The following is a 23,217-nucleotide window of genomic DNA, read 5'->3' as shown; positions in this document are numbered from 1 at the left end:
CTCTTCTGACAATGTAGCCCCCGGAAGGTCGGGTGGACGAGAATCGTGAGGTTTTCGTCCAGCGGTCCCTAGTAGCGTGGGACCTAGGCGCTAGGCTGGCTGATATGGTTAATGTAAGTGAACTGCTGATAAACATCGTTAGCATTGTAGTGCCAAAGCTACTGGGCACTGACCAAAATGGTAAGCGGCCGGTTCTCCCGTTGGACCCTCGGGACACGTCGTCGAAGCGCCGCCGGTGAAAAGGCAGAACCTAAGTCAGTCATGTGACACGCTGGGAACGTGGTAAGCCCGTATTTTCGCCGGTGCTGATTGGCTGGCAGGCGGACCGTAAGGAACGCTGTTGATTGTGCGGGTATGGGACGACGGAAAAAGCGAATGCCGGGCGTTAATGGTCCGGATAGGGGTTGGGACATCACCCCACGTGAAAGCGGGCAGACTTCCGTCTGGTCTACCGTCGCAAGATGGCTGACTGACCCTTGGTAATTTGGTGAGGTACGGATGCATGCGTCCGTACTGAGTGCAATTGTTGTTCCCCAGCGGGGCGTATCTGCCCCGCTGGGGGAGATGCGTCTTCTGCTTGGGGACTTTTCCAAGTAGGAGAGCAGCATGAAAGTATCTGGTCGAAAGACTGGATCTGCGCTTTCCCACGCGCCGGACAACTGGTACGCCGTCGATTGGCGTCGGGTTGAACGGAACGTGAGGGGAATGCAGATTCGAATTGCGAAGGCGACGCGGGAAGGCAAATGGCGCAGGGTGAAAGCCCTGCAACGGATGTTGACTCGCACGTTGTCCGCCAAGCTGTACGCGGTACGACGTGTTACACAGAACCAGGGTGCGCGAACGGCGGGAGTCGATCGCGAGCTATGGGATTCGCCTGAGAGCCGACGGCTTGCCGTCGGCAGGTTGAAGCGGCGCGGATACAAGCCTTTGCCTTTACGGAGGGTTTTTATCCCCAAGGCCAATGGAAAGGAACGCCCGCTGGGCATTCCGACCATGTTGGACAGGGCGATGCAAGCTCTGTACTTGCTGGCCTTGGAGCCCGTGGCAGAGTCGGCGAGCGATCCGAACTCCTATGGATTCAGACAAAACCGCTCGACGGCCGATGCCATGGCCCAGATACGCGTTTGCATGTCCCAAAAGGATTCGTCCCAATGGGTGCTGGAAGCGGATATCAAAGGCTGCTTCGATTACCTCAGCCACACTTGGATGGAACGCAATGTCCCGATGGACACGGTGATCCTCCGGAAATGGCTAAAAGCTGGTCTGATTTACAAAGGCGAGTTGCAGGCGACCGAGGCCGGAGCGCCGCAAGGGGGCATCATTTCCCCGACGCTGGCAAATGTGACGCTGAACGGGCTGGAACGAGAACTGGAGAAGCACCTCGGTGCCAAATTCGGGATCGCGAAGGCCAAGAAGTTGAAAGTCAATGTGGTGCGATACGCTGACGACTTTGTGATCACGGGCGTCTCGAAAGAGGTCCTAGAGAACGAGGTCCGACCTTGGGTTGAAGCATTCCTTGCAGTTCGGGGATTGCAGCTATCGGAGGAGAAAACGCACATAACCCACATTGACCAAGGCTTTGACTTCCTTGGGTGGAATTTCCGGAAGTACTCGGGAAAGATGCTCATGAAACCGAGCAAGAAGAGCGTGAAAACGTTCTATCGCAAGGTGGCGGAAGCGATTAGCGGGAACAAGACGGTGAAGCAGGAGGACCTGATCCGTCTGCTGAATCCGATGTTACGTGGGTGGGCGGAATATCATCACCGCGTATCTGCCAAGCGGACGTTCAGCCGTATGGAGCATCTAGTTCATCAGAGGCTCTGGCGGTGGGCCAAGCGCCGGCACCCGCAGAAGGGCGCGGACTGGGTTCGAAAGAAGTATTTTCACTCGGTTGGCGAACGGAATTGGGTGTTCGGTGTTCCCGTAGTCAACGAAGATGGCAGTCGGCGGCTGCTTGAGCTGTACTCGCTCAGCGGGACGGCAATCAAGTATCCGACGAAGATTAAAGGGGAATACAACCCCTTTGACCCGCAGTGGGAGCAGTATGGTGAACAATTGCGACAGAAGCGCATGTGGGAACGCGTGCGCCATCGGAAGCAGTTGGGCAAGTTGTTCATGTCGCAGAGCGGACTTTGTGCCTTTTGCGGCTGCGCTCTGACCTTGGAAACAGGTTGGCACGACCACCATCTGGTGTACCGGATGCATGGCGGTACCGACGCGCTGTCCAACAGAGTGTTGCTCCATCCGTACTGTCACCAGCAAGTGCACGCTGGGAATCTGGTGGTAACTAAGCCGGTCCCCGGGTAGGCGGGGCTTAGATGTAGGCTTGAGCTGTATGCGGGGAAACTCGCACGTACAGTTCTTAGGGGGCCCTTCTTCCGCAAGGAAGAGGGGCTACCCTACTCCCCCTATTTTCAAGGCGTGTCCCGCGTTTCGTCAGGGCGCGCCTTTTTTGCTTGATCGGCACTGAATGAATCATATTCGCAACTTTTCGATCATTGCGCACATCGACCACGGGAAATCGACCCTGGCCGACCGCATCATCCAGTTGTGCGGCGGCTTGTCCGACCGTGAAATGGAAGCGCAGGTTCTCGATTCGATGGATCTCGAGCGTGAACGCGGCATCACCATCAAGGCGCAGACCGCGGCGCTCACCTACAAGGCCCGCGACGGCCAGATCTACAACCTCAACCTGATCGATACCCCGGGCCACGTCGACTTCTCGTACGAAGTCAGCCGGTCGCTCTCAGCGTGCGAAGGCGCGCTGCTCGTCGTCGACGCCAGCCAGGGCGTCGAGGCGCAGACCGTCGCCAATTGCTACACGGCAATTGAACTCGGCGTCGAAGTCGTGCCGGTGCTGAACAAGATCGACTTGCCGGCGGCCAATCCCGAAAGCGCGATCGAGGAAATCGAGGACGTAATCGGCATTCACGCCACCGACGCCACGCGCGTCAGCGCGAAGACCGGCTTCGGCGTCGAGGACGTGCTCGAAGCGCTGATCGCGAAGGTGCCGCCGCCGAAGGGCGACCCGGACGCGCCGCTGCAGGCGCTGATCATCGATTCGTGGTTCGACAACTACGTCGGCGTCGTGATGCTCGTGCGCATCAAGAACGGCACGCTGCGCCCGAAGGACAAAATCAAGATGATGGCGACCGGCGCGCAGTATCCGGTCGAGCATCTCGGCGTGTTCGCGCCGAAGGCGACAAATTTGGCTTCGCTGTCGGCCGGGCAGGTGGGCTTCATCATCGCGGGCATCAAGGAATTGCAGGCCGCGAAGGTCGGCGACACCGTCACGCTCGCCGCGAAGCCCGCGCCCGAACCGCTGCCGGGCTTCAAGGAAGTGAAGCCGCAGGTGTTCGCGGGGCTCTATCCCGTCGAGGCGAACCAGTACGACGCGCTGCGCGAATCGCTTGAAAAGCTGAAGCTGAACGACGCCTCGCTGCAGTACGAGCCGGAAGTGTCGCAGGCGCTTGGCTTCGGGTTCCGCTGCGGGTTCCTCGGGCTCTTGCACATGGAAATCGTGCAGGAGCGACTGGAGCGCGAATTCGACATGGACCTCATCACAACCGCGCCGACCGTGGTCTACGAGGTCTTCCAGCGCGACGGCACGACGATCCAGGTCGAGAATCCGGCGAAGATGCCGGAGCCTCCGAAGATCGAGGAAGTACGCGAGCCGATCGTCACGGTGAACCTGTACATGCCGCAGGAGTACGTCGGCTCGGTCATCACGCTCTGCACTAACAAGCGCGGCCAGCAGATCAACATGCAGTACCACGGCCGTCAGGTGCAACTGACCTACGAAATCCCGATGGCGGAAATCGTGCTCGACTTCTTCGACCGGCTGAAGTCCACGTCGCGCGGCTATGCGTCGATGGATTACGAGTTCAAGGAATACCGCGCGGCGGACGTCGTCAAGGTCGACATGCTGATCAACGGCGACAAGGTCGATGCGCTGTCGGTTATCGTGCACCGCTCGCAGAGCCAGCATCGCGGGCGCGAAGTGGCGTCGAAGATGCGCGAACTGATCCCGCGCCAGATGTACGACGTGGCGATCCAGGCGACGATCGGCGCGAACATCATCGCGCGCGAGAACATCAAGGCGCTGCGCAAGAACGTGCTGGCGAAGTGCTACGGCGGCGACATCTCGCGGAAAAAGAAACTCCTCGAGAAACAGAAAGCGGGCAAGAAGCGGATGAAGCAGGTTGGCTCGGTCGAGATTCCGCAGGAGGCGTTCCTCGCCATCCTGCGCGTCGACGACTGACGGCGGCGCTCACGCCGCCGCTCGCCAGAAAACGATAACAACCGGAAAAGATTGATGAATTTTGCGTTGATTCTTTTGATCCTCGTCGTCTTGACAGGGATCGCATGGGTGCTGGACAAGCTGGTGTTTCAGCCGCAACGGCGCCGCGCCGCCGACGCCGCAGTCGCGGAATTCGACCGGCAGCAGGAACGCATCGGCGAGCGCTTTGCCGATGAAAACGCCGCGCAGACGCGCGCGCGCCTGCGTGACGACAAACTGCGGCAACCGTGGTGGCTGGAATACACGGCGAGCTTTTTCCCCGTGATTCTGGTGGTGTTCGTCGTGCGCTCGTTCGTGGTCGAGCCGTTCAAGATTCCGTCGGGATCGATGGTGCCGACGCTGCTGGTCGGCGACTTCATCCTGGTCAACAAGTACCAATACGGCCTGCGTCTGCCGATCATCAACACGAAGCTGACCGACGGCAAGCCGCTCACGCGCGGCGATGTAGTCGTGTTCCGCTATCCGAAGGACGAATCGGTCGACTACATCAAGCGCGTGATCGGCCTGCCGGGCGATACCGTCGCGTACGAGAACAAGAAGCTGACGATCAACGGCAAGCCTGTGCCCGAGACGCAGCAGCCGGATTACTTCGACGACGAACGCATCGGCTACGCGAAGCAGTTCGTCGAAGACCTCGACGGCCGCAGGAACGCGATCCTCAACAATCCGCAAGTGCCGCCGTTCGTCATCGGCGCGGATGATTTCCCGTATCGCGACAACTGCGTCTACAACGCGCAGGGCGTCACGTGCAAAGTGCCGGCGGGCCACTACTTCATGATGGGCGACAACCGCGACAACAGCGCCGACAGCCGCTACTGGGGCTTCGTACCGGACAAGAACATCGTCGGACGCGCGTTTTTCATCTGGATGAACTTCAGCAATCTGAAGCGCATCGGCTCGTTCCAGTGACACTCGCTTGAAACGAGACGCGCCGCATCACCAGCGGCGCGTTTCGCCCGATATCCGTGCTTCGAAACTGCGTGAAGAAGCGCAGCTAAAGTCTCTACGCCGCGCAGTTTCCTGTGCGCTTTTCCCGGCGGCCGGCCGGATTCGCCTCTCCGGCGCCCGCGTTATACTCTGTCCATGCCCTCAACTCCGTTGGAAAGCCGGCTGCGGTATGAATTTCGCAATGCGGAATTGCTGCGCCAGGCGATGACCCACCGCAGTCACAGTGCCACGCACAACGAACGGCTTGAATTTCTTGGCGATTCCGTTCTAAATTGCGTGGTGGCTGCGCTTTTGTTCCAACGATTCGCAAAACTCGACGAAGGCGATCTTTCCCGCGTTCGCGCCAATCTCGTCAAACAGCAGTCGCTTTATGAGATCGCGCAGGCGCTGAACGTGTCGGAAGCACTCCGGCTGGGCGAAGGCGAACTGCGCAGCGGCGGTTTTCGCCGTCCGTCGATCCTGGCGGACACACTTGAAGCGATCTTCGGCGCGGTCTTCCTCGACGGCGGTTTCGACGCCGCGCATACGGTCATCAAGCGTCTCTACACGCCGATTCTCGATCACATCGATCCACGCACGATCGGCAAGGACGCGAAGACGCTGCTCCAGGAATATCTGCAAGGCCACAAGATCGCGCTGCCGACTTATACCGTCGTCGCAACGCATGGCGCCGCGCACAATCAGCAATTCGAAGTCGAATGCACGGTGCCGAAGCTCGACGTGAAGGTGTCCGGCTCCGGCGCGAGCCGTCGCGCGGCCGAGCAGGCGGCGGCGAAGAAAGCGCTCGACGACGTGATGGCCGCCGCGCCCGCGCTCGCCGTCAAGCCGAAGCGCAAGGGCGCGCGCGCAGCGAAGCACGCCGAGGCGGAAGTCGTGCCGGGCGTCACCGGCGTGCAGACGGCGCTCGATTTGCGCTCCCCTGACAAGAAGGAGCGGCAGCGCGTCGCCGATGCAGCGCCGGTCGCGGTGATTCGCGCGGCGCACGCGGAGCCGTCGGCGGGATCGTATGCTGGTGGGGAGAAGTCCGAGCGGCATACGATTCATCGGGCGGAGAAGGGCGGCGAGGCTCCGGCCAACGCCGAAAAGACGCCCGAAAGCACCGAACCGCAGCAGAACCACGACGAACAGCACCAGGTCGCGCGCGCCGCCGATACCGGCCGCTGACGCGCCATCCCGAGTCCCGGCGCCCCAGCGCGCCTCACGAACCTGCCGCACCGCACATCACTATGAACGCTCCCACTCCCTCTGGTTTCCGCTGCGGCATGGTCGCAATCGTCGGCAGGCCCAATGTCGGCAAGTCGACGCTGATGAACGCGCTCGTCGGCCAGAAGGTCAGCATCACATCGCGCAAGGCGCAGACGACGCGCCACCGCATTACCGGCATCCATACGCTCGAAGACGCGCAGTACATCTTCGTCGATACCCCCGGTTTCCAGACGCGTCACAGCGGCGCGCTGAACCGCTCGCTGAATCGCGCGGTGACCTCGACGCTCAGTTCCGTCGATGCGATCCTGTTCGTGATCGAAGCCGGCCGCTTCGGCCCGGACGACCAGAAAGTGCTCGACCTGATCCCGAAAGGCACGCCCACGCTGCTGATCGCGAACAAGCTCGATCACGTGAGCGACAAGAGCACGCTCTACCCCTTCATGCAGAAGACGAGCGCGCTGCACGAGTTCAAGGAAATCGTGCCGATGTCGGCGAAAAACGTCGACGACATCAAGCGGCTGATGGACGTCGTGAAGCCGTATCTGCCCGAAGGCGAGCCGATCTACGGCGAAGACGACCTGACCGATCGCAGCGAGCGCTTCCTTGCCGCCGAAATCCTGCGCGAAAAGGTGTTCCGCTGGACCGGCGACGAACTGCCGTACACGAGCACGGTGCTGATCGACAAATTCGAAACGGAAGGGCGCCTGCGCCGCATCTTCGCGACGATTCTGGTCGAACGCGATACCCACAAGGCGATGATCATCGGCCAGAAGGGCGCAAAGCTCAAGCAGATCAGCACCGAAGCGCGGCTCGACATGGAAAGGCTGTTCGACGGCCCCGTCTATCTCGAAACCTTCATCAAGGTGAAGAGCGGCTGGGCGGACAACGAAGCTGGATTGCGCGCGTATGGGTACGAATGACGCGTGGATGACCCGCAGCCCCGACACCGACCCGACCGAACGGCTCGACGACGACAACTTCGACGCCGGGCCGTTGCCCGCTGCGCCTAAAAAGCGACGTGCTTCTTCCTCCGCGGAAGCTCCCGCGGCGAAGCGCCCGCGCGCCGCGCCGCGTTCCGATTTCCGCATCGCCGAGCAGCCCGGCTTTGTGCTGCACAGCTATCCGTATCGTGAGACGAGTCTCGTCATCGACGTGTTTTCGCGCGACTACGGCCGGATCGCGCTCGTCGCGAAAGGCGCGAAGCGTCCGCATTCCGCGCTGCGCGGCGTGCTGCAAACGTTCCAGCCGCTCGGCCTTTCGTGGACCGGCAAGGGCGAAGTCCGCACGCTGACGACGGCGGAATGGGTCGGCGGCATGCTGCCCCTCGCGGGCGATGCGCTCCTCTGTGGCTTCTACGTCAACGAGCTGCTCGTCAAATTTTGTGCGCGCGAAGATGCGCATCCTGCGCTCTTCAACCACTACGTGCTGACGCTCTCGCGCCTCGCCCACGACGAACCGCCCGTGCAGGTGCTGCGTTCGTTCGAACGCGTGCTCCTGCGCGAAACCGGCTACGCAATGGCGCTGAACCGGACGATCACGCGCCAGCCGGTAGTCACCGATCGTAAATATGTGTTCGATCCCGAGCGCGGCGTGCGCGAGGCGTCGGACGAACTGCCGTCGCAATGGCCGGTGATCGCCGGCCAGACGCTCCTCGACATGGAGCAGGACGACTACAGCCGCCCGCAAACGGCGGCGCAAAGCAAGACGCTGATGCGTTTTCTGCTCAACGTCTATCTGGGCGGTACGCCGCTCGCCACCCGTCAGATCCTGATCGACCTGCAAAATCTATGAGCTGCTTTCTGTCGTCATCGTCGAATGTGATCGATCTCGGCGTGAACATCGACCACGTCGCCACGCTGCGCAACGCGCGCGGCACGAAGTATCCCGATCCGATCCGCGCCGCGCTCGCTGCCGAGGAAGCCGGCGCGGACGTCATCACGCTTCATCTGCGCGAGGACCGCCGCCACATCGTCGATGCGGACGTGCGCACGCTGAGGCCGCTCCTGAAAACGCGCATGAACCTCGAATGCGCGGTGACAAAGGAGATGCTCGACATTGCGTGCGAGGTGAAGCCGCACGATGTCTGTCTCGTGCCCGAAAAACGCCAGGAACTGACGACTGAAGGCGGCCTCGACGTCGCCGGACAGTTCGAGGCGGTGAAGGCCGCCTGCCGGCAACTCGCCGATGCGGGCGCGCGCGTCTCGCTTTTCATCGACGCCGACGAAACGCAGATCCGCGCCGCGCACGAAGCGGGCGCGCCGGTCATCGAGCTGCACACCGGCCGCTACGCCGAGGCGCACGACGAAGCCGAGCAGCAGCGCGAGTTCGAACGGGTCGCGAAAAGCGTCGATTTCGGCAATTCGCTCGGGCTGAAGGTGAACGCGGGCCACGGCCTGCATTACACGAACGTCCAGCCGATCGCGGCGCTCGAAGGCATCGTCGAGCTGAACATCGGCCACGCGATCGTCGCGCATGCGATCTTCGCCGGCTGGGACAACGCCGTGCGCGAGATGAAGGCGATCATGGTCGCGTCGCGTCTCGCGGCGTCCCGCTGACCGGGCCGCGCCATGGCGATCTACGGAATCGGCACCGACGTCGTGCAGGTGAGCCGCGTCGCGGCCGTCATGGAGCGCACGAAAGGGCGCTTCGCCGAAAAAGTGCTCGGCGCCGACGAACTGCGCATCTATCACGCGCGCCGCGCCCGCTCGGAAGTGCGCGGCCTCGCGTTCCTCGCGACGCGGTTTTCCGCGAAAGAAGCGTTTTCCAAGGCGATCGGTCTCGGCATGCGCTGGCCGATGACCTGGCGCGCGCTGCAGACGCTCAACGAAGCGAGCGGCAAGCCGGTCGTCGTGGCATCGGGCGAACTGGCCGAATGGCTCGACGCGCGCGGCATCACGGCGAAAGTCACCGTCAGCGACGAGCGTGATTACGCGGTGTCGTTCGTGATCGCCGAAACTCCCGACTTACCCTAAAAAGAACCCTGATTTGGACTCAATGAAACGCACTCCCGGACCCGTCATGCTCGACGTGATCGGCACCACGCTGACCGACGCCGACATCCGCCGCATCACCCATCCGATGACGGGCGGCATCATCCTGTTCGCGCGCCATTTCACGGACCGCGCGCAGCTCGTGGCGCTCACCGACGCGATCCGCGCCGTGCGCGACGACATCCTGATCGCCGTCGATCATGAAGGCGGGCGCGTGCAGCGTTTCCGCACCGACGGCTTCACCGTGCTGCCCGCGCCGGGCACGCTCGGCGAGCTGTGGGACCACGACGTTCTGCTCGCGACGAAAACGGCGACTGCGTTCGGCTACGTGCTCGCCGCCGAACTGCGCGCGTGCGGCATCGACATGAGCTTCACGCCGGTACTCGACCTGAACTACGGACAGTCGAAGGTGATCGGCGATCGTGCGCTGCACAGCGATCCGCGCGTCGTCGCGACGCTCGCGAAGAACCTGAATCACGGCTTGCTGCTCGCGGGCATGGCGAACTGCGGCAAGCACTTTCCGGGGCACGGGTTTGCGTCGGCGGATTCGCACGTCGCGCTGCCCACCGACGACCGCCCGCTCGACGAAATCCTCGCCGCCGACGTCAAGCCGTACGACTGGCTCGGCATGGCGCTCGCGTCGGTGATTCCGGCGCATGTGATCTACACGCAGGTCGACGAGAAGCCGGCCGGGTTCTCGCGCGTGTGGCTGCAGGACATCCTGCGCGGCCGGCTCGGCTTCGCGGGCGCGATCTTCAGCGACGATCTCTCGATGGAAGCGGCGCGCGCCGGCGGCACGCTGACCGAAGCGGCGACGGCCGCGCTCACGGCGGGCTGCGACATGGTCCTGATCTGCAATCAGCCGGAGGAAGCGGAAAAAGTGCTGGAGCAGTTGCGATTCACGCAGTCCAAGGCGTCGGTGCATCGTCTCAAAAAGATGCGCCCGCGCGGGAAGGCGACGAGCTGGAGCAAGCTGCAATCGCAGGTGCAGTATCAGCAGGCGAAAGCTTTGTTGAAAAGCGCCTTGGGCTGAACTTCTGGCCGTTCGAAAACAAAACGCCACGGCATTGCTGCAGTGGCGTTTTTTCTGAGCCGCTGGCTTTCTAAGGCTCCAGCTTCATCCGCTGCAACTTGTTATAAAGCGTCTTCGGGCTGATGCCGAGCAGCGTCGCCGCCCTATGCCGCGTCCCGCCGACCGCTTCGAGCGTTGCGCGAATCAGCATGTCCTCGACGTCCGCGAGCGCCGTGCCAACGGTCACCTGCACGCTGCTGCCGTTCAGCCCGCGCCCGTTCGGGCCGCCTTGCTCGTCGATGCGCAGCGTCTCGATCACGTCGCCCGACGCGTGGTACGCGCGCCGCACGCGTTCACGCAGTTCGCGCACGTTCCCCGGCCACTCGTTCGCGAGACATTCGCGGATGAACGCCGGGCTGATGCGCTTCGGCGACCCGCTCGTCACTCCGACGATATGGTTCTCGCGATTGAGCTCGTCGACGAATTGTTCGGCGAAGAGGGCGGCGTCGTCGTCGCGCTCGCGCAGAGGCGGCAGCGCAATCGACGATGCGTTCAGCCGCAGGTAAAGATCCTCCCGCAACGCGCCATCGGTGACGGCTTGACGCACCGGCGTGCGCGTCGCGGCAATCAGGCGGAAGTCGGTCATGATCCGGTTGCTCCCGCCGACGCGCATGAACGTCTGCGAATCAAGCGCGCGCAGCAGCGCTTCCTGTTGCGCGTTGGGCAGCGCGTCGATCTGTTCGAGAAAGAGCGTGCCGCCGCCCGATTGTTCGAGAAGGCCCGGTTCGCGGTTCTCCGCACCCGCGAACGCGCCGCGTTCATGGCCGAACAGCAGGCTTTCCATCGTGCGCTGGCCGGAATCGCGCGCGGCGGCGCAGTCGAACGCCACGAACGGACCCTTGCGACGGCGGCTCAGTTCATGCAGCGTGCGCGCTGCGATCTTCTTGCCGGTACCGGGTTCGCCGCAGATCAAAACGGCGGCTTCGGTCGGCGCGGTTTGCTCGATCAGGTCGTAGACGTGCTGGATCGAACTGCTGCGGCCGAGCATCGGCCCGAAATGGCCGAGGTCGCGCAGCGTCGTGCGCAGTGCCTGCACTTCCTCGGTCAGTTCGTAGGGACGCGGTATTCGCGCGAGCAGGCTGCGCAAGCGCGGAATGTTCACCGGCTTGAGCAAATAGTCCCAGATGCCGTGCCGCAAGCCTTCGATCGCGCTTTCGACCGTCGCGTTGCCGGTCATCACGATGACGGGCAGCGCGCCATCGGGCGCGTGCGCGGGCAGGCTCGGCAGGAGATCGAGGCCGCTGCCGTCGGGCAGGTTCAGGTCTATCAGCACCACGTCGGGAATGAAGCGCGTGAGCGCGGCGCGCGCCTCGGCGAGCGTCGTGGCGGTATCGACGGAAAAACCGTCTGCCGCCAGGATCGCGGACAGGCCGGAAAGGCTATTGGGATCGTCTTCGACAATCAGGGCGTGTGGCATGGCGGACACAACGTATCAAATGGTCTGTAATTCGCTCGAGGCCCGGCGCCCGTACTGGGCAGCCGGCAGCCGTACGCAATTGCCGATGGCGGCGCGTGCGATGCTGCGAGCGGTCGACGCCGCTCCGGTCTCCTGCGTCCTTGCGCTTCCCTTACTGCGGTTTCACGTGCAGATCGTTCTTGACGGATTGCACGCCCGACACGCTTCGCGTCACGGCGACCGCCTTTTGGATCTGCACCTCCGAATTCACGAATCCCGACAACTGAACCGCCCCGCGATACGTTTCGACGCTGACGGCAAGTGACTTCAGGCCGGGATCAGCGAGCAATGCCGTTTTGACCTGGGCGGTGATCGCGCTGTCGGAAGCGTATTCGCCAGCGGATTCGCTCGTCGGCGTCGATGAGCACCCGGCGGTGATCGCGAACGCAGGCGCGATGAGCGCGACGGCGATCAGAAGCCGGACGGCAACGGTATTGTGTTTGGACATGGTTCGTTGTCGAGTGGAGACCCACCCTTACAGCAGAATTCATGCCAATGGCACTTTTCGAACAAAAGACCTGTTTTCGCTGGCTGCTCCATGACAATATCGCCATCTTTATGAGATTGAGCCGGTAAAGTTTGCCTGAAGATGTCAAAAACTTCACGCAAAAGAAAAAGCGCCCATAAAGGGCGCTTTTATTCGTGGCGTCGCGGAGACATTTCCCGACGTGGCCGGCGCGCGATGCGCCCGCCCGTGCTGCGGCGCGCGTTTTTACGCGCGGCTGCGGTACTCGTTGGTCCGCGTGTCGATTTCGATCTTGTCGCCGATATTGCAGAAGAGCGGCACTTGCAGTTCGAGGCCGGTGTTCATCTTCGCGGTCTTGAGCACCTTCCCCGACGACGTGTCGCCCTTGACGGCAGGTTCCGTGTAGATGATTTCGCGCACGAGCGTGGTCGGCAGTTCGACCGAAATTGCCTTGTCGTTGTAGAACACGACTTCGCACGGCATGCCATCTTCGAGATAGAGCAGCGCGTCGCCCATCATTTCGGCTTCGACTTCGTACTGGTTGTAATCGGCGTCCATGAACACGTACATCGGGTCGGCGAAGTACGAATAGCTTACTTCCTTGCGGTCGAGCTGGACGACGTCGAATTTGTCGTCGGCCTTGTAGACCGACTCCATGTTCGCCGCCGACAGCAGGTTGCGGAACTTCATCTTCACGACGGCCGAGTTGCGGCCCGACTTGTTGTATTCGGCCTTCTGCACGACCATGGCATCGCTGCCGATCATCACGACGTTGCCAACGCGGAGTTCTTGTGCGGTCTTCATATCTAAAACAGTCCTGTGGTTTCTATCTTCAAACGCCCGCTTCAATGGGCGGACGCCAGCAAAATCTAGACGGCGTTCAACCTTGATTTCGGGCTATGTCTGATGACGCAGCCAGTGGTTCGAGGGTGTCAGCCGTGGGATAACCGCTTATTTTAACTGAGTTTTTGGCTGATCGGCCACATTTGCAGACAAGTTCCCGGCGACGCTGGCGGCCAGATTTGCCGCCAGATTGCCGACGGCGGCAAGCTCCAGTGCCCAATCGGCGGCACGCGCTTCCAGCAGCGTGCGATGCCGCCAGAAATCCGCCCAGTCCGGCGATCCGGCCCCGTTCCACGCATGCCAGAAGCGCGCCACGGAGTCGCGGGCCGTGTCGGGCAGGCCGTCCGCGTAGTGGGCGAGGGCGGCATCGAGTTTGGGGAGATGCGCGTCGTCGGCTTGCGGGTAGATGTGCCAGACGAACGGCTTCTGCGCCCATTGCGCGCGCACGAACGAATCCTCGCCGCGCACGAAATTGACATCGGATGCCCAGAGCAACGCGTCGAATCGCGGCTGCTCGACGAAACCCAGCGCATGCGCGCGCAACGATCCGCGGCCCGCGGTCGCGCCGGCGGCGAAATGCGGCAGGCCGAAGCCGCGCGCGATCGCGCCCGAAATGCGGCCTTCGGGCACGAGCAGCACGACCGGCGACGGCGCGTTCTGCCACTGCGCGAGCAATTTGTCGATCGCGGGATTCTCGTAGGAGAACAGCGAGACGACCGTGCTGTCGGTGGACGGCGCCGGAACGCCGACACGCTCCTGCCACCATGCGTCGCGATCGAAGGCCAGCCGGTCGCGGTCGAGGTCGCGTTCTTTCAACACGCCGCCGGTCTTCGGACCGAGGCCGGGGAAGAAAAACGTCTTGACGAGCGGATAGCGCGGATGCGGCGACGGCCTGAGGTGAAAATCCGCGACCCAGTCTTCCGCGCTCAAATACTCCAGGTTGATCCACGCCGGTCGCCGCCCGCGCTCGGCCATCGCCGCGACGTAGACATGCGGCAGTTCGCAACCGAACGCCTCGATCACGACATCAGCGATTTCCAGCGTCTCGCCCGCATGCGACGGCTCGTGCCAGTGCTCGATCACGACGCCCGCCGCCTCCTGCCTGGGGCGTCCCGCATCGATGTCGCGGCAGAGCGCGTGAAACGCCTTCAGGTCGTCGACGAAAAGGCGCACCTGCCAGCCGTGCTCCGCCGCGAGCTGGCGCGCGAGCCGCCAGCAGACGCCGATGTCGCCGAAGTTGTCGATGACCTCGCAGAAAATGTCGCAGGCGATTTCCGGAGCGGGCGATGCGTTGATCATGGACATGGACGCCTTGCGCGGCGAGAGCGCCGCGGAATGATCTAAACTGGCGATTCTAGGACAGTGCTGATTGCTTTACAGCACCGCGCGTCCGGCATCCGCACCCATCCGCTGCATTCTTCTGCATGACAGACACCGACGTTTTCGATCCCAGGAAGATTCTCGCCCAGTTGCCCCACCTGCCCGGCGTGTACCGCTACTACGACGCCGAGGGCGCCGTGCTGTACGTCGGCAAGGCGCGCAACCTGAAGAAACGCGTATCGAGCTATTTCACGAAGACGCTCCATTCGCCGCGCATCGCGATGATGGTGACGCGTATCCGCAAGATCGAGACGACCGTCACGCGCTCCGAAGCCGAAGCGCTTTTGCTTGAGAATAATCTAATCAAGGCTCTGACGCCGCGCTACAACATCCTCTTCCGCGACGACAAGTCTTATCCATATCTGAAGCTGACGGGCCATCAGTTTCCGCGCATGGCGTATTACCGCGGGGCTGTCGATAAAAAGAACCAGTATTTCGGACCGTTTCCGAGTGCGTGGGCGGTGCGCGAGAGCATCCAGATCCTGCAGCGCGTGTTCCAGTTGCGCACTTGCGAGGACTCGGTTTTCACGAACCGCACGCGGCCGTGCCTGCTGCATCAGATCGGGCGCTGCACGGCGCCGTGTGTCGGGCTGGTAAGCGAGGAGGATTACGCCCGCGACGTCGCGAACGCGTCGCGCTTTCTGCTCGGGCGGCAGAGCGAAGTAATGAAGGAGCTTGAGCAGAAGATGCACGGGTTCGCCGCCGAGCTGAAGTTCGAGCAGGCGGCGGCGGTGCGCAACCAGATGAGTTCGCTGTCGACGGTGCTGCATCAGCAGGCGATCGAAGTCGGCGGCGATAACGACGTCGATATCCTTGCGGTGGTCGCCTTGGGCGGCAAAATCTGCGTGAACCTCGCGATGGTGCGCGGCGGGCGGCACCTCGGCGACAAGGCGTATTTCCCGACGCATGTCGAAGCGGCACTCGGACTCGGGGATGCGGTAGGCGAGGATGACGAGGGGGAGTTGATCGAAGGGATCGCGCCGATCGTGGTGGAGGAGGTGGGGGCGGAGGAAGCGCTTGCCGGTGCTGACGACGGGATCGGCGCGGACGCGGCGGTTGGGGCGGGTGCCGAGCCACTTTCTACCGTGGGCGAGGAGGTTCGCGCAGCGGCGACGGCGGACCAGCTTGACGCGGTGCATTCGGGCGCGGAGATTTCCGGCGCCGACGAGGACGTCGGCACTGGAGCCGCATCGCGGCACCTTATTTCCACACGCGCCGACAAAGCGTTTTCCACCGCCGCCGGGGACGCTCGCCCGGAAACTGCGGCTGACAATATTCCCGACTCCGCCGACGCCGGCCCGGAACCCACACTCCCCGCCCGCGAAGGCGCCCTCGAATCCGAAGTGCTCGAAGCATTCATCGCGCAGCACTACATCGGCAATCGCGTACCGCCGGTACTGGTCGTGAGCCACGCGCCCGCGAGCCGCGAACTCGTCGATCTGCTGATCGAGCAGGCCGGCCACAAGGTCACGCTGCTGCGCCAGCCGCAGGGCCAGAAGCGCGTGTGGCTCTCGATGGCCGAGCAGAACGCGAAACTCGCGCTCGCGCGTCTGCTGTCCGAACAGGGTTCGCAGCAAGCCCGTACGCGCTCGCTCGCAGACACGTTGAGCCTGGAAATGGACGACCTCGCGCAACTGCGCATCGAGTGTTTCGACATCAGCCACACGATGGGCGAGGCGACGCAGGCGTCGTGCGTCGTCTATCACCGGCACAAGATGCAGTCGGGCGAGTACCGTCGCTACAACATCACCGGCATCACCCCCGGCGACGATTACGCCGCGATGCGTCAGGTCCTCACGCGCCGCTACGAGAAGATGCTCGCGCAAGCCGCCGCCAACGCTGCCGACGAAGCCACGACGCTCCAGCCCGAAGACGCCGCCGATCCCAACGTCACGCCGGACGCGGCCGAACCCGTCGCGGCGGGCGGCCTGTTGCCGAATATCGTCCTGATCGACGGCGGCAAAGGGCAGGTCGAAATCGCGCGGCAAGTGTTCGCGGAACTGGGACTCGATCGCGGGATGCTGGTCGGCGTCGCGAAGGGCGAGGGGCGCAAGGTCGGGCTGGAGACGTTGATCTTCGCCGACGGCCGGGCGCCGCTCGAACTCGGCAAGGAGAGCGCGGCGCTGATGCTCGTGGCGCAGATCCGCGACGAAGCGCACCGCTTCGCGATCACCGGCATGCGCGCAAAGCGCGCGAAGACGCGGCAGACGTCGCGGCTGGAGGAGCTGGAAGGCGTTGGGGCGAAGCGGCGGCAGCGGCTGTTGTCGCGTTTCGGCGGACTGCGCGGCGTACAGGCGGCGAGCGTCGAGGATCTGGCGAGCGTCGAAGGGATTTCGCTTGCACTCGCCGAGCAGATTTATCGGCAGTTGCATTGAGGTGGGGCGAACCGCAGTGCGCCGCGCAGCCTGGCGCCCGCCCCTCGCCTTGTGACATGAGGGTCGACGCGGCACAATGGCACCTCCCTCACACGATGCCTCGCCTCAGCCGATGCCGTTCAACCTCCCGATTTTCCTGACGTGGCTGCGAATCGTGCTGATTCCGCTTGTCGTGGGCATCTTCTACTTGCCGGACGTGATGATGAGCCCGGAGCATCGCAATCTGCTCGCGATGATCATCTTCGTGCTCGCCGCCCTCACCGACTGGTTCGACGGCTTTCTCGCGCGCAAGCTCAACCAGACGTCGTCGTTCGGCGCGTTCCTCGATCCCGTCGCCGACAAGCTGATGGTCACCGCAGCGCTGCTCGTCCTCGTGCAACTGATGCGCCTGAACGCGGTGATCGCGCTTGTCATAGTCGGTCGCGAGATCACGATTTCGGCGCTACGCGAATGGATGGCGCAGATCGGCGCGTCGAAGAGCGTCGCCGTGAACTCGCTCGGCAAGTTCAAGACCGTCTGCCAGATGGTCGCCATTCCAATGCTGCTTTTCTACGGGCAGTTGCGGATCGCGGGCACGCAGTGGGTGATCGATACGCGCGTCTGGGGCCTATTGCTCATCTACGTCGCGGCCTTCCTGACGGTGTGGTCGATGCTCTATTACATGAAGCTCGCGTGGCCGCAAATCCGCGAGCGGGGCGGGATGCTATAAATTGCGTCGCAGAGTGAAAGGGCGCATACAAAACTATTGACAGGGCTTCAGGGCTTCTACATAATCTCGTTTCTGTCGAGTGAGCGCTGAAACGAAGCGCACGCAAGGCGGAAAAGTAGTGAATGCGGGAGTAGCTCAGTTGGTAGAGCGCAACCTTGCCAAGGTTGAGGTCGCGAGTTCGAGCCTCGTCTCCCGCTCCAGGTTTTGAAGCCGTCGGTGTATGGCGCATCGGTGGCACGGCAGGAAATGCAGGACAATGCGGGAGTAGCTCAGTTGGTAGAGCGCAACCTTGCCAAGGTTGAGGTCGCGAGTTCGAGCCTCGTCTCCCGCTCCAATCAAAGGGGAAGCTAGGCTTCCCTTTTTGTTTGGTGGACCGGCCGAATGCTTCTGAACGTCGGCCGACACCAGACACCGCTTACGGCGCGATAGCAAAGCGGTTATGCAGCGGCCTGCAAAGCCGTTTAGACCGGTTCGACTCCGGTTCGCGCCTCCAGTAAGAGAAAAAGCCCTGACTTGTCAGGGCTTTTTCTTTTTGCGCGTCCGGTGCGTGCTTCGCATCGCCAACATCGCGGCATAATTGCAGACTTTCTCATCGGCGGGGCGCGATGATGCCGCCCGGCCCGCGATCAAACATGACCGACCACCTCTCTCGTTTCGACTGGCGCTGGAAACACTTCAACGATCTCTCGGCCATGGAGGTCTACGACATGCTCGCGGCGCGCAGCGCCGTGTTCATCGTCGAGCAGGACTGTCTCTACAACGATATCGACGGGCTCGACATCGACGCGTGGCATTTGCTGGTGTACGGCGAGGGCGACAAGCGTCCCGAACTCGCAGCCTATCTGCGCGTGCTTTTGCCGGGTCAGTGGGATCGCTCGGAAACGGATATACGCATCGGCCGGGTGCTGACGACGGCCGGTTATCGTGGCCTGAAGCTCGGTAACGCGATGCTCGAGCGCGTGCTCGGGCAGATCGTCGCGCAATGGCCGCAGCAGCCGATTCGTCTGCACGCACAGGCGCACCTGCAGAAGTTCTACGGGGCGTTCGGCTTCGAGCCGATCTCCGATGTCCATGATGAGGACGGCATCCTGCATGTCTGGATGCGGCGTTCGTAGGCCGTTGCCGAGACTCTTCGCCCCCTCAATCCGCGCCCTCATCGCTGCCTCGCGCCCGGAACAAAAAACCCCATTCTGACTCGATCAGATGAGGCGGCGCTGAAGTCGTATCGCAAAAAAACGGCTTCAGCACTGTCAGGGTGCATCATCGCGATGATGCTCGCGTATCAAGACGCTATAACGGACACGCGCAAAAGCAAACCCACCTTCGCGACTGAACGATCGCCCGCCCGCATCTCGAAATCCCCATCGCTCGCGGTAAGATGCGCAAACTTTTCCGGTCATCTCCGGTGCAAAGGCAACCATCGATGCAAGCTCTCCCTCGCACACTCTCCCTCGCCGATACCGCGTTCTTCTTCGACTTCGACGGCACGCTCGTCGAGCTTGCGCCGACGCCCGATGGCATCGTCGTGCCGCGCGTCGTGCCCGACCTTCTGACGACGCTCCGGCGCGCGACGAACGGCGCCGTCGCGGTGGTATCGGGGCGGGGCATCGACAGCATCGACACGTACCTCGCGATTCCCGATCTGCCGATCGCGGGCCTGCACGGCGCCGAGCGGCGCGATTCGAACGGCGACGTGCAGCGCATCGGCTTCAACGACGAGCGGTTGCTCCGCATGGAGCATATCCTCGAAGACGTGGTCAGCCGCCATCCCGGGATGCTGCTCGAAATCAAGGGCGCGGCGCTCGCGCTGCACTACCGCAATGCGCCGGATCGCGAGCCGGCCGCGCGCGAGGCCACCGAGCGGCTCGTGCGCGAATACGCCGATGCCTACGTGCTGCAGCCCGGCAAGATGGTCTACGAGATCAAGCCGAAGGACGTCGACAAGGGCCGCGCGGTGCGCGCGTTCCTGAGCGAGCCGCCGTTCACGGGCCGCCGGCCGGTGTTCGTCGGCGACGATCTGACCGACGAAAAGGGCTTCGCGGTCGTCAACGAAACCGGCGGGCTGTCGATCAAGGTCGGCGCCGGCGATACGATCGCGCACGCGCGCATCGAGTCGGTGCCGGCGTTTCTCGACTGGCTCCAGCAAATCGCGGGCGACGCGGAGCCGCGCGCGTGAGCCGTCTGATCATCGTGTCGAACCGCGTCGCGCCGATTTCCGAAGGCGGCCCGGCGGCGGGCGGGCTCGCGGTCGGCGTCTACGATGCGCTCAAGGAAACCGGCGGCATGTGGTTCGGCTGGAGCGGCGACGTGGTGTCGGCGCCGCCGGAGGGCATCACGCTGGAAGAGCGCGGGCCGGTGACCTTCGCGACGATCGGCCTCGTGCGACGCGATTACGACCAGTATTACCGCGGCTTTTCGAACGCGACGCTCTGGCCCGCGTTCCACTACCGGCCGGACCTGATCCAGTTCGACCGCCACGAATTCGACGGCTATTGCCGTGTGAACCGCTGGCTCGCGCAACAGCTCGCGCCGCTCCTGAAGCCCGACGATGTGATCTGGGTCCACGACTATCACCTGATTCCGTTCGCGCAGGCGCTGCGCGAAATCGGCGTGACGAACCGGATCGGATTTTTCCTGCACATTCCATTTCCGGCGTCGCAGATTCTGCTGTCCGTGCCGCGTCATCGCGAACTCGCCGAGGCGCTCTGTTCCTTCGATCTGCTCGGTTTTCAGACCGCGCCCGATCTGCGCGCTTTTTGCGATTACATTGAGTGCGAGGCGAACGGGTCGATCGAGCGTCACGCGTCGAAACCGTGTGAAATCAGCGCGTTCGGCAAGACCTTGAAGGCGGCGGCGTATCCGATCGGTGTCTATCCGGACGAGATAGCCGCGCTCGCGAAGGACGGCGAAAGCGGCCGTGACGTGCGCACCGTCAAGGCGACGCTGCATCAGCGCAAGCTCGTGATGAGCGTCGACCGGCTCGATTATTCGAAGGGCCTCGTGGAGCGTTTTCGCGCGTTCGAGCGGCTGATCGAGCACGCGCCGCAGCAGCGCAACAACGTGTCGTTCCTGCAGATCGCGCCGCCGACGCGCTCCGATGTCGATGCGTATCGCGACATCCGTTTGCAACTCGAAGCCGAATCGGGACGGATCAACGGCCGTTACGCCGAACTCGACTGGACGCCGATCCGCTATATCCACCGCCAGTACGAGCGGCCGGTGCTTGCGGCGCTGTTTCGCGAATCGCACGTCGGGTTCGTCACGCCGTTGCGCGACGGAATGAACCTGGTGGCGAAGGAATATGTGTCGGCGCAGGACCCGGCCGATCCCGGCGTGCTCGTGCTGTCGCAGTTCGCGGGCGCGGCGCGTGAGCTGAACGGGGCGCTGATCGTCAACCCGCTCGACATCGACGGCATGGCTGACGCCCTGGCAACCGCGCTCGCGATGCCTCTCGCGGATCGGCAGGCGCGTTATCGGGAAATGTTCGATTCGCTGCGGGAGAACAACGTGTCCGTGTGGCGGGACAACTTCATGCGGGATCTGCGGGACTGAGCTGCAAAAAACGGGGCGTCGAGGGCCCCGTTTCGCTTCAGGCCGGCTGCGTCGGCGCAACGACCGCCGGCAGCTTGCCATGCTGCTTTGACAGCAATTCGCGATACAAGCCCGGCCGGTCGCGCAATTCCTGCGGCGAACCGTCGTCGATGACCTTGCCCGAACTCATCACGATGATCCGGTCGAAATTCTGCAGCGTCGACAGCCGGTGCGCGATCGCGACCACCGTGCGGCCGACCATCAGCCGGTCGAGCGCCTGCTGGATCGCTTCCTCCGACGAACTGTCGAGCGCGGAAGTCGCTTCGTCGAGCAGCAGGATCGGCGCGTTCTTCAGGATGGCGCGCGCGATCGCGATTCGCTGGCGTTGTCCGCCGGAGAGCTTCACGCCCCGGTCGCCGACGATCGTATCGAAACCTTCCGGCATCGCCTCGATGAAATCGGTGCAGCGGGCCTCGCGGGCCGCCGCGAGCACTTCCTCGCGGCTCGCTTCCGGCCGCCCGTACGCGATGTTCTCGTAAACCGTGCGGTGAAAGAGCGAAATATCCTGCGGCACGAGCGCGATCGACTGGCGCAGGCTGTCCTGCGTGATCGACGAAATATCCTGCCCGTCGACCCGGATCACGCCGCCCTGCGGTTCGTAGAAACGCTGCAACAGCGCGAGCACGGTCGATTTGCCCGCGCCCGACTTGCCGATCAGCCCGACGCGCTGGCCCGGTTCGATATGCAGGTGGAAGTTGTCGAGGATCGGCCGGCGGCGCGGATACGCGAACGTCACGCCTTCGAAATCCACGCGTCCGCCCTGCGACACGAGCTCGGTCGCGTCCGAACGGTCCGGCATGCCGTGCGGCTCGAGCAGCGTCTGGACGGCTTCGGACAGCCGCGCGACGTGCTGCGTTACGTCGACGAGCGCGACGGCCAGATCGCGCGTGCCATGCAAAATCGTGAAACCGAGCGAGCTGACGAGCACGATGTCGCCCGAAGTAGCGCGGCCCAGCGACCACAGCCACAGCGCCCAGCCGAGCAGCCCCGCCGACAGAATCGCCGTCACAACCGCGTGGAACAGCCGCAGCTTTTCGAGATACAGCAGGCTCTGCTGGCGCGCGACCATTTCGGCCTTGACCGTCGAGCCGAAGCGCTTTTGCTCGCGAAACGTCATGCCGAAGGCGCGCACGAGCGCCATGTTGCCGATCACGTCGACGAGTTCGCCATCGACCGATGCCGCCTTCGACGCAAAATTGTGGTGCCGCGCCGAGCCGCGCTTGGCGAGCCGGTAGAGGATGAACGCGAGGATCGCGGAGGCGGTCATCAGGCCAGCCGCCATCAGCGGATTGACGCTCGTGATCATCACGATCGCGCCGAGCACCGCGATGCACGGCGGCAAAACGTTCCACGCCATCACGTTTTCGGACGTGTAGATCGCGTTCGACGTCGCGGTGATGCGGCTCGCGAGCATTCCCGGCTGCTTCTCGGAGAAGTAGGTCGGCGAGTGTCCGCTCAGGTACTGGAAGAGGTCACGCCGCAAGTCGCCCGTCACGGTGACGAACGCGTGCGCGCCGACCCAGCCGCCCACGCGCCACAGCATGTTGTCGGCGGCGATCAGCCCGACCAGGATCATGAATGCGCCCCACAGGGGGCCCGGATGTCCGCGGCCCTGGCCAAGCACGTCGATCAGATGCTTGATCGCGTACTGCGAGGCGAGGGCGCAACCGACCGCGAGGAACACGCTCGTGAGAACCGTGGCGTGGGCGATCGGATGACGGCGGATGTAACGGAGCAGGAACGCCAGCGGACGATGCGCATAGCTCGCCAGCTTTTCGTTGTGCGCGTTACGTTGGGAGACGGTGAGTTGGTCCAATTGGTCGTTTTTGGTCGTAGATCGGTTGAGCTCGTAGTGCGCCTGAGTCTGGTGTCGCCGTCGTC

The 23,217-nt window shown here is 63.2% G+C and carries 19 protein-coding genes and 3 tRNA genes; 17 read left to right on the top strand and 5 right to left on the bottom strand.

Annotation, left to right across the window (positions count from 1 at the left end; all coding sequences use genetic code 11):
* The first annotated feature begins 606 nt into the window (after positions 1-606).
* From ltrA to nagZ, 9 genes are all read left to right on the top strand, one after another.
* Positions 607-2,307, top strand: coding sequence for a group II intron reverse transcriptase/maturase (gene ltrA, locus AWB65_RS12720; RefSeq protein ID WP_087667506.1), 1,701 nt, complete (start codon positions 607-609; stop codon positions 2,305-2,307).
* A 163-nt stretch (positions 2,308-2,470) separates the two neighbouring features.
* A complete protein-coding gene (gene lepA / locus AWB65_RS12715; protein WP_087667505.1) occupies positions 2,471-4,261 on the top strand; it encodes a translation elongation factor 4 in 1,791 nt (596 codons plus the stop codon).
* A 54-nt stretch (positions 4,262-4,315) separates the two neighbouring features.
* Positions 4,316-5,209 (top strand): signal peptidase I, encoded by an 894-nt coding sequence (gene lepB, locus AWB65_RS12710; RefSeq protein ID WP_087667504.1) that lies wholly within the window; start codon positions 4,316-4,318, stop codon positions 5,207-5,209.
* A gap of 174 nt (positions 5,210-5,383) precedes the next feature.
* Positions 5,384-6,412 (top strand): ribonuclease III, encoded by a 1,029-nt coding sequence (gene rnc, locus AWB65_RS12705; protein ID WP_235007611.1) that lies wholly within the window; start codon positions 5,384-5,386, stop codon positions 6,410-6,412.
* Between the two features lie 62 nt (positions 6,413-6,474).
* Entirely contained in the window at positions 6,475-7,374 is a 900-nt protein-coding gene (era, locus tag AWB65_RS12700) for a GTPase Era (RefSeq protein WP_087667503.1), read from the top strand.
* Positions 7,361-8,245, top strand: coding sequence for a DNA repair protein RecO (gene recO / locus AWB65_RS12695; protein ID WP_087667502.1), 885 nt, complete (start codon positions 7,361-7,363; stop codon positions 8,243-8,245). Before era ends, recO begins: the two co-directional genes overlap by 14 nt.
* Entirely contained in the window at positions 8,242-9,009 is a 768-nt protein-coding gene (gene pdxJ, locus AWB65_RS12690; protein ID WP_087667501.1) for a pyridoxine 5'-phosphate synthase, read from the top strand. Before recO ends, pdxJ begins: the two co-directional genes overlap by 4 nt.
* A gap of 12 nt (positions 9,010-9,021) precedes the next feature.
* Positions 9,022-9,426, top strand: a complete 405-nt coding sequence (acpS, locus tag AWB65_RS12685) for a holo-ACP synthase (protein WP_087667500.1) — start codon at positions 9,022-9,024, stop codon at positions 9,424-9,426.
* A gap of 22 nt (positions 9,427-9,448) precedes the next feature.
* A complete protein-coding gene (gene nagZ / locus AWB65_RS12680) occupies positions 9,449-10,477 on the top strand; it encodes a beta-N-acetylhexosaminidase (protein WP_087667499.1) in 1,029 nt (342 codons plus the stop codon).
* 70 nt (positions 10,478-10,547) lie between these two features.
* On the opposite strand, the gene AWB65_RS12675 is transcribed toward nagZ, so the two are convergent.
* The 4 genes from AWB65_RS12675 to earP form a co-directional block, all read right to left on the bottom strand.
* Positions 10,548-11,933: a sigma-54-dependent transcriptional regulator gene (locus AWB65_RS12675; protein WP_087667498.1), complete on the bottom strand. Its 1,386-nt coding sequence runs from the start codon at positions 11,931-11,933 to the stop codon at positions 10,548-10,550.
* 151 nt (positions 11,934-12,084) lie between these two features.
* Entirely contained in the window at positions 12,085-12,420 is a 336-nt protein-coding gene (locus AWB65_RS12670; protein WP_087667497.1) for a BON domain-containing protein, read from the bottom strand.
* A 264-nt stretch (positions 12,421-12,684) separates the two neighbouring features.
* On the bottom strand, positions 12,685-13,242 hold the full coding sequence (efp, locus tag AWB65_RS12665) for an elongation factor P (RefSeq protein ID WP_087667496.1): 558 nt from the start codon (positions 13,240-13,242) through the stop codon (positions 12,685-12,687).
* A 147-nt stretch (positions 13,243-13,389) separates the two neighbouring features.
* The gene (earP, locus tag AWB65_RS12660; RefSeq protein ID WP_235007610.1) at positions 13,390-14,580 is read right to left on the bottom strand and encodes an elongation factor P maturation arginine rhamnosyltransferase EarP; all 1,191 of its coding nucleotides are present in this window, start codon (positions 14,578-14,580) and stop codon (positions 13,390-13,392) included.
* Positions 14,581-14,705: 125 nt separating this feature from the next.
* On the opposite strand from earP, the gene uvrC reads away from it, so the two are divergent.
* The 8 genes from uvrC to otsA all read left to right on the top strand — a co-directional run bounded on the left by uvrC (position 14,706) and on the right by otsA (position 21,297).
* Positions 14,706-17,036 (top strand): excinuclease ABC subunit UvrC, encoded by a 2,331-nt coding sequence (gene uvrC / locus AWB65_RS12655; protein ID WP_087667494.1) that lies wholly within the window; start codon positions 14,706-14,708, stop codon positions 17,034-17,036.
* Positions 17,037-17,148: 112 nt separating this feature from the next.
* A complete protein-coding gene (gene pgsA / locus AWB65_RS12650) occupies positions 17,149-17,745 on the top strand; it encodes a CDP-diacylglycerol--glycerol-3-phosphate 3-phosphatidyltransferase (protein ID WP_087667493.1) in 597 nt (198 codons plus the stop codon).
* A gap of 124 nt (positions 17,746-17,869) precedes the next feature.
* A tRNA-Gly gene (locus AWB65_RS12645) sits at positions 17,870-17,945 on the top strand.
* Between the two features lie 58 nt (positions 17,946-18,003).
* A tRNA-Gly gene (locus AWB65_RS12640) sits at positions 18,004-18,079 on the top strand.
* A gap of 85 nt (positions 18,080-18,164) precedes the next feature.
* Positions 18,165-18,238: transfer RNA gene (locus tag AWB65_RS12635), tRNA-Cys, on the top strand.
* Between the two features lie 139 nt (positions 18,239-18,377).
* Complete coding sequence (locus AWB65_RS12630; protein WP_087667492.1) at positions 18,378-18,860, top strand: GNAT family N-acetyltransferase; 483 nt, start codon at positions 18,378-18,380, stop codon at positions 18,858-18,860.
* Between the two features lie 308 nt (positions 18,861-19,168).
* The gene (otsB, locus tag AWB65_RS12625; RefSeq protein ID WP_087667491.1) at positions 19,169-19,921 is read left to right on the top strand and encodes a trehalose-phosphatase; all 753 of its coding nucleotides are present in this window, start codon (positions 19,169-19,171) and stop codon (positions 19,919-19,921) included.
* On the top strand, positions 19,918-21,297 hold the full coding sequence (gene otsA / locus AWB65_RS12620) for an alpha,alpha-trehalose-phosphate synthase (UDP-forming) (RefSeq protein ID WP_087667490.1): 1,380 nt from the start codon (positions 19,918-19,920) through the stop codon (positions 21,295-21,297). Before otsB ends, otsA begins: the two co-directional genes overlap by 4 nt.
* A 37-nt stretch (positions 21,298-21,334) precedes the next feature.
* Here the strand turns inward: otsA and AWB65_RS12615 are convergent, their stop codons facing one another.
* The gene (locus AWB65_RS12615; RefSeq protein WP_087667489.1) at positions 21,335-23,152 is read right to left on the bottom strand and encodes an ABC transporter ATP-binding protein; all 1,818 of its coding nucleotides are present in this window, start codon (positions 23,150-23,152) and stop codon (positions 21,335-21,337) included.
* Between the last annotated feature and the right edge of the window lie 65 nt (positions 23,153-23,217).

This window comes from Caballeronia humi (assembly GCF_001544475.1).
Classification (GTDB): Bacteria; Pseudomonadota; Gammaproteobacteria; order Burkholderiales; family Burkholderiaceae; genus Caballeronia; species Caballeronia humi.
Note: the sequence above shows the minus strand (reverse complement) of the source record. Positions and strands in the feature narration are given on the sequence as shown.

Bases quoted from the DNA above. Each gene is read 5' to 3' on its own strand.
- ltrA (WP_087667506.1), top strand. From the start codon at position 607: ATGAAAGTATCTGGTCGAAAGACTGGATCTGCGCTTTCCCACGCGCCG.
- lepA (WP_087667505.1), top strand. From the start codon at position 2,471: ATGAATCATATTCGCAACTTTTCGATCATTGCGCACATCGACCACGGG.
- lepB (WP_087667504.1), top strand. From the start codon at position 4,316: ATGAATTTTGCGTTGATTCTTTTGATCCTCGTCGTCTTGACAGGGATC.
- rnc (WP_235007611.1), top strand. From the start codon at position 5,384: ATGCCCTCAACTCCGTTGGAAAGCCGGCTGCGGTATGAATTTCGCAAT.
- era (WP_087667503.1), top strand. From the start codon at position 6,475: ATGAACGCTCCCACTCCCTCTGGTTTCCGCTGCGGCATGGTCGCAATC.
- recO (WP_087667502.1), top strand. From the start codon at position 7,361: ATGGGTACGAATGACGCGTGGATGACCCGCAGCCCCGACACCGACCCG.
- pdxJ (WP_087667501.1), top strand. From the start codon at position 8,242: ATGAGCTGCTTTCTGTCGTCATCGTCGAATGTGATCGATCTCGGCGTG.
- acpS (WP_087667500.1), top strand. From the start codon at position 9,022: ATGGCGATCTACGGAATCGGCACCGACGTCGTGCAGGTGAGCCGCGTC.
- nagZ (WP_087667499.1), top strand. From the start codon at position 9,449: ATGAAACGCACTCCCGGACCCGTCATGCTCGACGTGATCGGCACCACG.
- AWB65_RS12675 (WP_087667498.1), bottom strand. From the start codon at position 11,933: ATGCCACACGCCCTGATTGTCGAAGACGATCCCAATAGCCTTTCCGGC.
- AWB65_RS12670 (WP_087667497.1), bottom strand. From the start codon at position 12,420: ATGTCCAAACACAATACCGTTGCCGTCCGGCTTCTGATCGCCGTCGCG.
- efp (WP_087667496.1), bottom strand. From the start codon at position 13,242: ATGAAGACCGCACAAGAACTCCGCGTTGGCAACGTCGTGATGATCGGC.
- earP (WP_235007610.1), bottom strand. From the start codon at position 14,580: ATGATCAACGCATCGCCCGCTCCGGAAATCGCCTGCGACATTTTCTGC.
- uvrC (WP_087667494.1), top strand. From the start codon at position 14,706: ATGACAGACACCGACGTTTTCGATCCCAGGAAGATTCTCGCCCAGTTG.
- pgsA (WP_087667493.1), top strand. From the start codon at position 17,149: ATGCCGTTCAACCTCCCGATTTTCCTGACGTGGCTGCGAATCGTGCTG.
- AWB65_RS12630 (WP_087667492.1), top strand. From the start codon at position 18,378: ATGACCGACCACCTCTCTCGTTTCGACTGGCGCTGGAAACACTTCAAC.
- otsB (WP_087667491.1), top strand. From the start codon at position 19,169: ATGCAAGCTCTCCCTCGCACACTCTCCCTCGCCGATACCGCGTTCTTC.